The organism is Arthrobacter sp. Hiyo1 (genome assembly GCF_001263615.2).
GTDB lineage: Bacteria > Actinomycetota > Actinomycetes > Actinomycetales > Micrococcaceae > Arthrobacter.
Map to the genome: position 1 here is coordinate 174,755 of NZ_DF952474.1, position 8,381 is coordinate 183,135.

General features: G+C 63.1%; 7 protein-coding genes and 1 pseudogene. 4 read left to right on the forward strand and 4 right to left on the reverse strand.

From position 1 onward, the window contains the following. The 3 genes from AHiyo1_RS18185 to AHiyo1_RS18195 all read right to left on the reverse strand — a co-directional run. A partial coding sequence (locus AHiyo1_RS18185) for an ABC transporter ATP-binding protein (protein WP_059389478.1) occupies positions 1-1,548 on the reverse strand: 1,548 nt, incomplete at its 3' end. Positions 1,549-1,702: 154 nt separating this feature from the next. Continuing rightward, on the reverse strand, positions 1,703-2,665 hold the full coding sequence (locus AHiyo1_RS18190) for a metallophosphoesterase (RefSeq protein WP_059389479.1): 963 nt from the start codon (positions 2,663-2,665) through the stop codon (positions 1,703-1,705). Continuing rightward, on the reverse strand, positions 2,658-4,970 hold the full coding sequence (locus AHiyo1_RS18195) for a transglycosylase domain-containing protein (RefSeq protein ID WP_253257446.1): 2,313 nt from the start codon (positions 4,968-4,970) through the stop codon (positions 2,658-2,660). Before AHiyo1_RS18195 ends, AHiyo1_RS18190 begins: the two co-directional genes overlap by 8 nt. Here AHiyo1_RS18195 and AHiyo1_RS18200 point away from each other — a divergent pair. From AHiyo1_RS18200 to AHiyo1_RS18210, 3 genes and pseudogenes are all read left to right on the forward strand, one after another. Next, on the forward strand, positions 4,969-5,124 hold the full coding sequence (locus AHiyo1_RS18200) for a DUF4177 domain-containing protein (RefSeq protein ID WP_009359196.1): 156 nt from the start codon (positions 4,969-4,971) through the stop codon (positions 5,122-5,124). The genes AHiyo1_RS18195 and AHiyo1_RS18200 overlap by 2 nt on opposite strands. Before the next feature lie 2 nt (positions 5,125-5,126). Further along, positions 5,127-5,663, forward strand: a complete 537-nt coding sequence (locus AHiyo1_RS18205) for a RidA family protein (protein WP_059389482.1) — start codon at positions 5,127-5,129, stop codon at positions 5,661-5,663. A 17-nt stretch (positions 5,664-5,680) separates the two neighbouring features. After that, a pseudogene (locus AHiyo1_RS18210) lies at positions 5,681-6,590 on the forward strand (NUDIX hydrolase). An 85-nt stretch (positions 6,591-6,675) separates the two neighbouring features. Here the strand turns inward: AHiyo1_RS18210 and AHiyo1_RS18215 are convergent. Then, positions 6,676-7,353 carry a Crp/Fnr family transcriptional regulator gene (locus AHiyo1_RS18215; protein WP_011775987.1) on the reverse strand — a complete coding sequence of 226 codons (678 nt, stop codon included), beginning with the start codon at positions 7,351-7,353 and terminating at the stop codon, positions 6,676-6,678. A 247-nt stretch (positions 7,354-7,600) separates the two neighbouring features. On the opposite strand from AHiyo1_RS18215, the gene AHiyo1_RS27225 reads away from it, so the two are divergent. After that, the coding region (locus AHiyo1_RS27225) for a MarP family serine protease (RefSeq protein ID WP_059389483.1) at positions 7,601-8,381 on the forward strand (781 nt) is incomplete at its 3' end.

Genomic DNA, 8,381 nt, shown 5'->3' on the forward strand with positions numbered 1-8,381 from the left:
GAGTTCCTCCGTGTTCACGTCCAGGGCCGACAGGGGATCATCCAGCACGAGGACCTTGGGCTTCGCCGCGATGGCCCGGGCGAGCGCGATCCGCTGCCGCTGGCCACCGGAAAGGCTCAGGCCTTCCTCGCCGATAAGGGTCCCGACGCCGTCGGGCAGCGAATACGCGAAGTGCGCCTGCGCGACGTCGAGCGCTTCCTCAAGGGCTTCCTCGGAAGCGTCGGGCGCGCCGAGCAGCACGTTGTCCCGGACCGAGCTGGAGAACAGGGTGGTGTCCTCGAAGGCGACCGCCACCATGGTCCTCAGCTGCTCGACGCTGAAGTCTCTGACATCCACGCCGTCGATGGTCACGGATCCTTCGCTCACGTCATAGAGCCGGGGAACCAGCTGGAGCAAGGCGCTCTTTCCGCTACCGGTAATGCCCACGATCGCCATGGTTTCGCCGGGCCTGATGTCCAGGGTCACGTCGTGCAGGAGCCGGGCGCCGTCGTCGAAACCGAAACCGGCGGCCTTGAAGCTCAAGGCCCCGCGCAGTTCCTTGGGTGTCCTGGGGTTCGCCGGACTGGTGATGGTGTTGGGCGTGTCCATGACCTCGAAGTGGCGATCGAGGGCGGTCTTGGCGGTCAATGCCATGGCCAGGAGGGTCCCCGAGAATTCCACCGGTGCCGCGACCACCGCTGCGGTGCCGAAGAAGGCAACCAAGGAACCGATGCTGAGTTGGCCCATGGAGACGAGCAGGACGCCCGCCACCAGCCCGACGCCGAGCGCCAGCTCGGGCAGCAGTGTCACCACCAGCGTGAAGGTGGCCTGGTGCTTGGCCTTGGCGATCTCGGTCTGCCTCAGCTCCTCGGCCTGTTCATTGAAGTTCTCCAGTGCTTCGCGGCTGCGGCCGAACGCCTTGAGCACACGGATGCCGTGGACGGACTCCTCGACCGTGGTGGCGAGGTCGCCGGCCTGGTCCTGGCTGAGCCGGGTCACCAGGCTGAAGCGGCGGCGGAAGCGGAAGGAATAGACCATGATGGGCACCGCGGCGGCCAGGAAGATCAAAGCCAGCTGCCAGCTCATCGCGAACATCACCACGACGCCGATCACCACGGTCAAAGTGGTCACCACCAGCATGATCGCGCCGAACGCCATCCAACGCCGCAGGAAGTTCAAGTCCGTCATCGCACGGGACAGGAGTTGCCCTGACCCCCAACGGTCGTGGAAGGAAACGGTGAGGTCCTGCAGGTGCCCGTAGAGGGACACCCGCATCCTCGATTCCACCGTGGTGGCGGGATTGATGACGAACTGGCGCCGCAGCGCCACAAGCCCGGCTTCGGCGATGCCGAGTGCCAGAACCACGACGGCGGAAATCCAGACAGCGTCGGTAGGACCACCAGGGTGGAGGGAGCCGTTGATCAGGACCCGCAGCACCTGGGGGATGGCAAGCGCCATGATGCTGGCCAGCAACGCGCTGACCAACCCCATGAAAAGCCGGGGGAGGATCGGTTTAACGTGCGGATAGAGACGTTTGACGGAGGTAAAGAATGAAGTCTGTTTGGCCATGCCCGCTTCTCAACAGCTTTGTCCCGGCGTTCCTGGGTTTTCGTACGACGCACGGAGGTAGTTTCCTATAGCAACTACCCTATGCCATCGCGTAACAGGATTCACAGCACCATTGCGTTGCGTGATACGAGGTATTCGGAACTGGTGGCGCTGGTTATTGACGGGGCGTCAGCGTCAGCAGCACTGCTTCCGGCTTGCACGCGATCCGGACCGGGGCGAAGCGCGAGGTGCCGATGCCGCCCGAGACGTTGACCGGCGTCGCGCGTCCGTTGTTCTCCCAGTCATGCAAGCCTTTGGCGCGCCACGTGGGGAGATCGCAATTGGCAACCAGGGCGCCGTAGCCGGGGATGCAGATCTGGCCGCCGTGGGTGTGTCCGGCGAGGATGAGGTCCGCGGCGTCGTTCGTGAAGTGATCCAGGACCCGTTGGTAGGGGGCGTGGATAACGGCTACGCGCAGGTGCGGGCGGGAGTCCTGTCCCACGGTGCCGCGTGGCCAGCCGGTGTAGCGCTCCCGATTGAGATGGGGGTCGTCCACTCCGGAGAAATCGAAGCGGATTCCGTTGATGGGCAAGGACTGGTGCCTGTTGGTGAGGTCGATCCATCCGGACATCCCGAACCCTGAGCGCAGGCGCGGCCAATCGAGCTCGACCGGATTGTCCTTGACGCGGGACGGGCCGAGGAAATATGTGGCCGGGTTCTTGAACCGCGGGGCGTAGTAGTCGTTGGAGCCCGGGACGAAGACGCCCGGGAACTTCAACAGTGGCCGCAATGCGTCCAGCAGCGGAACAACGGCGTGGGGGTGGCTGAGATTGTCACCCGTGTTCACCACAAGGTCCGGCTCAAGCGCGGCGAGCGAACGCAGCCATTCGGCCTTCTTGCGTTGGCTTGGCACGAAATGGATGTCGCTTATGTGCAGCACCCGGACGGGAGCCGAGCCCTCAGGGAGGATGGGAACGGTCTCCTCGCGGAGTACGAACTGGTTCTTTTCCCAGAGGCCATAGGCGAAGCCTGCCACGCCAGCGGTTGCGCCCGCACCCGCAGCGACGGCAAAGCCGCGTCCGATGCTTCGGACGCGGCTTGCCAGCGATTCAATGACGGGCTTGGAGCCGCTAGCCATTGTTCTTTCCGTTGCCATTTCCATTGCCGTTCCCGTTGCTGCTCGGCTGGGTGCTCGGAGAAGTGTTGCCCGGAGTGGTGGTGCTAGGCGTCGAAGGCTTGAACCCGGGCGGGTCGAGCAGGTTCGACGGCGGAGCCGGGAACGGGTTGGTTCCATAAGTGGGAGCGACCTGGAGCATGTAGTTGGCGAACTGCGGACCAGCGATCATGTAACCGTCAATGCCCTGGTAGAACTTGCCATTGATGGTGACGTTCTGACCCGCTCGGTTCTGGCTGCCCAACGGATCGCCGAACCACGTGGCCGTTGCGAGGCCGGAAGTGTAGCCGGCAACCCAGGTGGAACCATTGGAGTCGTTGGTTCCGGTCTTGCCCGCGATGGGGAAGTTGGTCTTGGTGGAGATTCGAGGCTGGATCAGCGAGCCGGAGCCCTTATTCAGAACCTCTTGCATGGCGTAGGCAACACCATGAGCGACCTCGGGGGTGACCGCGCTCCTGCAGCTCGTGGACTGGGCCGGCAGCTTGGCGCCCGTCTGGTCGGTTACCGAGGTGATGGCGATCGGCTCGCAGTACGTGCCATTGTTGGCAAAGGTGGCGAAGGCGCTGGCCATGGTCAGTGGCGCGGTCTGGGTGGAACCAATCAGGTTGCCCAACGTTGTCATGGGAACCTTCGGGTTGGGATTGCTGGCGTCCGGCAGGCCGCCGTGGATGCCAACAGCATCGACGATCTTCTGGATGCCACACAGGTCAACCCTTGCAGCCGTGGCAAATGTCATGGTGTTGATGGAGTTGGCCAAACCATCCACCACTGTCATGGGCTTGTAATATCCACCCTCGGCGTTCTGGAGGTCATGGGTGCCATTGGTGCTGTCATACCAGCCGACCGTCGGAGTCGGGCACGTGTTCTTCCACGGGAAATTCTGGGGATACCGCCGGACGGTGCCATCCAGCACCGTATTCATCGACTTGCCCTCGTTCAACCATTCGGCAAAAGTGAAGGGCTTCATGGTTGAACCGGGCTGGAATCCGCCCAGTCCGTTGAGGTCATTGCCGTTGGCATCCAGTTTGTCTACGTTGAAGTTCTGCTCGGCCTGGAACTTCCCGTCGGCTGGCAGCCAGACGGTATTTTGGGCCATCGAGATGATCTTGCCGGTGCCCGGCTGGACCGACACCAAGGAAGCGCCCCATTTGTCCGGGTTAGCGCCGGCGGAAGCATCTACCTGGGCCTGGGCCACGGCCTGCGCCTTCGGGTCCAGTGTGGTCTGGATGGTCAGGCCACCCCGCGAGACGCGGTTGACGCGATCGTCGATGGTCGCGCCGTAGGCCGGGTTGTTGTAGAGCAGGTGCAGCACGTAGTCGCAGAAGTACGCGGCAGTGGCGGAGTAGGGGCAGCCTTGGCGAGGTTGCGTCACCTTGGTGGTCACCGGCGTCGCGATGGCGGCGTCGTAGTCGGCCTTCTTGATCTTTCCCTGGTCCAGCATGAGGCCGAGCACCAGGTCGCGACGCTGCTTCGCGTGGTCCGGGTTCGTCACCGGGTCGTAGTAGGACGGGCTGTTGACGACGCCGGCCAGCAAGGCGGCTTGCGGCAAGGTGAGGTCCTTGGCGCTGGTGCTGAAGAAGAGCCTTGAGGCGGCCTCGATGCCGTAGGCGTCCTTGTTGAAGAAGACGATGTTGAGGTAACCCTCGAGGATCTGCTGCTTGGAGAACTTCTTCTCCAAAGCGATGGACAGCTTCATTTCGCGAAGTTTGTCGCCCACGCCTTTGTTCACGCCATTGAGCTTGACGTCGGCACCCTTGTTCTGGGACACGAGCGACTCATTAATGACGTTGTTCACGTACTGCTGGGTGATGGTGGAAGCGCCCTGTTTTTGCCCGCGCGCCGTGCTCACGATGGCGCGCATGATGCCGGTGGCGTCAATGCCGCCGTGCTCATAGAAGCGGCTGTCCTCAACCGAGACGATCGCATCCTTGATGAAAGGGCTCATCTGGTCGAGCGAGACCCGCGTGCGGTTCTCGGAGTAGATCGAGGCGATCTGGCTGCCGTCCGCGGCCAGGATGGTGGTCGCTTGGCTGGGCGGGTTCACCTGAAGCTCCGCCGGCAGCGTGTCGAAGAACTGAATGGACCCACTCGCCGCACTGCCCGAAACGGCGGCCGCGGGAACGAGCAAGCCCGCCACCAGGACACCACAAATAGCGCTCACACCGAGGAATCCGAGGATCTTTCCAAGAGTGGTGGCAGTGTCGAATAGAGGGTTCCTACGAGTCACCATGTTCACCACTTTACCGGCAAGGGCTAGTCTTTCTTTCATGACCAAATGGGAGTACGCGACGATTCCGCTCATCATTCACGCTACGAAACAGATTCTGGACCAGTGGGGAGAGGACGGCTGGGAGCTCGTCCAGGTTGTTCCCGGACCCGACGGAAACGGACTTGTTGCATACTTGAAGAGGGAGAAGCAGTAACAATGACAACCCCCGCAGAAGCCACAGTTGGCGCGGATTCCACGGCTCCGGCATCCGCCGTCGAGCAGCGCCTTGCAGAACTGGGACTGACCCTTCCGGCCGTCGCAGCTCCGGTGGCCGCCTATGTTCCGGCCATCGTCTCCGGCAACCACGTCTACACCTCCGGACAGCTGCCCTTCATTAACGGCAAACTCGAAGCTACGGGCAAAGTCTCCAGCGGTGAAGAGGGCCTTTCGGACGAGCCCACGGTGTCTCCGGAAGACGCGCAGAGGTATGCAGCTGTCTGCGCCGTTAATGCCTTGGCCGCCGTCAAGAGTGTCATCGGGGACCTCGACCGCATCACGCGCATCGTGAAGGTCGTCGGCTTCGTGGCCTCCGATACCTCCTTCACCGGCCAGCCCGGTGTCATCAATGGTGCATCCGAGCTCCTCGGGCGTGTCTTCGGCGACAAAGGGCAGCACGCGCGTTCCGCCGTCGGCGTTGCAGTCCTTCCGCTCGACTCTCCCGTCGAGGTCGAGTTGATCGCTGAATTCAGCTAAGGAACCGGTTCACTCCATTGCCACAACTAGCCCGACGCTTGTTTGCGTTACCCCCTGAACTAGAAGGGGCTGCACGGAATTGGCTTGAGCTCGGCGAACGGGCCCCCCGCGCCGCGCGTTTTGCATCATCTGTTGTCCTGCTCCGCGATTCGCCGACCGGCCTGGAAACGTGGATGGGTTACCGTCCCGGTTCTTCGCCGTTGGGCGTTGTCGCGTTTCCTGGCGGCTCGCTGGAACCCTCCGACGACGACGCCCTCGGCTGGCTCGGCCCCTCGCCTCAGCATTGGCTGAGACGCTGGGGACCGCCGACGTCGGACTTGCCCGCCGCCACGTGTGGGCGCCATCCGCGAACTGTTCGAGGAGACCGGCGTGCTGCTGGCCGGCCCCGACTTGTCCTCCACAGTGGAGGCGACGTCCACTCCCGAGTGGATGAAGGCCCGCGAGGCCGTGGCGGCCCAGGACAAGTCGTTCACGGACGTCCTGGCCAAGCGCGGCCTGTCGCTGCGGACGGACTTGCTCAAGCCGCTGGTCAACTGGCTCAGCCCGGACTTCGCGCACAGGCGCTTCAACACCCGCTACTTCGCCGCCACTCTTCCCGTGAACCAGCAGCCATCGCTGCTGGCCAGCAAGGGTGTCTGGGGGCGTTGGGTGTGCGTTTCGAAACTCATGGCCGAGCGCGAGACCACTGCGCTTGGGGATGAAATCGGCCAGGAAAACACCGTTGGCTTGCCGCTGGGCCAATTGCTGGTGCCGGGCTCGGAGATCATCCTTGAGAAGATGGCCGCTGCCCAGGGTTGCATTGCGTACCTCAGCTACAAGCGGAAGCCGCACATGTACCAGCCGCGGCTCGTTCAAGAGGATGGCGCGCTCATGCTCGAAGTCGAAGCGGCCCGGACGGTTTCAGGGGAGCCGCAGCGGGAACGCTGACGACACCCAAATCCGCTGGCGACACGAAAAATGCCTGGCGACTCCGGAATTCCGGGGTCACCAGGCATTTTCTGTGTCGTAGGAATTAACGGGAGCGCTGGCGGAGGCGCTGCATGTCCAGGATGACCACTGCGCGGGCTTCCAGGCGGAGCCAGCCGCGCTGTACGAACTCGGCGAGGGCCTTGTTGACTGTCTCGCGGGAAGCTCCGACCAGCTGGGCCAGTTCCTCCTGCGTGAGTTCGTGGGCCACCAGGACGCCGTCGGTCGCGGGCCGGCCGAAGCGGTCCGCGAGGTCCAGGAGGGCCTTGGCGACACGGCCCGGGACGTCCGAGAACACGAGGTCGGACAGGGAATCGTTGGTGCGGCGCAAGCGGCGGGCAAGTGCTTGGAGCAATTGTGCGGACACCTCGGGGCGGGTGCGCAGCAGGGCGTTGAGGCTTTCGTTCTTCAGGCCCGCCAGACGCGTTTCGGAAACGGCCGTGGCCGTCGCGGTGCGCGGGCTGGGATCGAACAGGGCCATTTCACCGAAGAGCTCGCCCGGGCCGAGGATGGCCAACAGGGATTCGCGGCCGTCCGGAGAGGTGCGGCCGAGCTTAACCTTGCCGGACACGATGAAGTAGAGCTGGTCACCCTGATCGCCCTCACGGAAAACAGACGCTCCGCGTGAAAGGTCCACCTCTGTGAGTTCGTCCGTCAGCAGACGGAAAGCGTCGTCGTCAAGGGTGGCGAAGAGGGGTGCGCGGCGCAATACCTCGATATCCATGAAATCTCCTGAGTAAAAGTTCGGCTGGGGCGCTTCAGCCATTGTTTCAGAATTTTGTCGCGTCTGTGACGTACTTGGCAGCCGAAACGCCCTAAATCACGCGGAAGAGGCCCAAAACCGCGCCTCAAACGGCCGGGAATGCCCTGCTCGGCAGGGGCTTCGCGATCTGGACGACGGCCTGCTTCCGAAGGGAAGCTGTCAGTCTGTGCAACTACAATTGGGGCTTACCCGGCTGTGAGGAGCTTTGGTGTTCGGCTTGACCATATTGGACCTGGCGTTGATTTTGACGCTTCTTTCCTACCTGATCTACGGACTGCGCAACGGCTTCTTCGTGACGCTTGGAGGAATCGCGGGCTTCGCCGTAGGAGCAGCCGCGGCCTTTATCGCGGTCCCGCTCGTCGGCGAGTGGGTGAAGGACAGCGGCTGGAGGCTGACTGCCATTATCGGCTCGGCCGTGGTCCTCATTGTCTTGGGGCACGGTCTCGGTACCTGGATTGGCCAAAGGGTCCGCAAAGCCTTGCGCATCCAGCCTTTGCACGCACTTGACCGCGTGCTGGGTGGTTTCGTCAGTTTGGTTGTTGCCGCACTCGTGATGTCCATGTTGGCTTTCAGCATCGGTTCCTTGGGCGTGCCCTTCGTTTCGCAGCAACTGGCCGATTCCAAGGTGATCCGCTTCATCGACACCATGACGCCCACACCGGTCAAGGCCAGCGTGGCGCAACTGCGTTCCAAGGTCATGGGCAACGGCATTCCGCAGCTCATCGAAGGCATCGGCCCCGTTGCTCCTGTGCCCGTTCCGAACACGAGCACCGACACTCCCGCACTCAACAATGCGGCCCACTCCGTGCTGAAGATTGCCGGGACGGCCTACCAGTGCGGCCAGAACCAGACAGGCTCCGGCTTTGTTGTCTCCCCTGGCCGCGTGGTGACCAACGCCCACGTGGTGGCCGGAGTGTCGCAGCCTGTAGTGGAAATCCCCGACGGCGGTGCGTTGCCTGGCCGCGTGGTCTACTTCGACAGCCAGCGCG

Bases quoted from the DNA above. Each gene is read 5' to 3' on its own strand.
- AHiyo1_RS18200 (WP_009359196.1), top strand. From the start codon at position 4,969: ATGACCAAATGGGAGTACGCGACGATTCCGCTCATCATTCACGCTACG.
- AHiyo1_RS18215 (WP_011775987.1), bottom strand. From the start codon at position 7,353: ATGGATATCGAGGTATTGCGCCGCGCACCCCTCTTCGCCACCCTTGAC.
- AHiyo1_RS18195 (WP_253257446.1), bottom strand. From the start codon at position 4,970: ATGAAAGAAAGACTAGCCCTTGCCGGTAAAGTGGTGAACATGGTGACT.
- AHiyo1_RS18205 (WP_059389482.1), top strand. From the start codon at position 5,127: ATGACAACCCCCGCAGAAGCCACAGTTGGCGCGGATTCCACGGCTCCG.
- AHiyo1_RS18190 (WP_059389479.1), bottom strand. From the start codon at position 2,665: ATGGCTAGCGGCTCCAAGCCCGTCATTGAATCGCTGGCAAGCCGCGTC.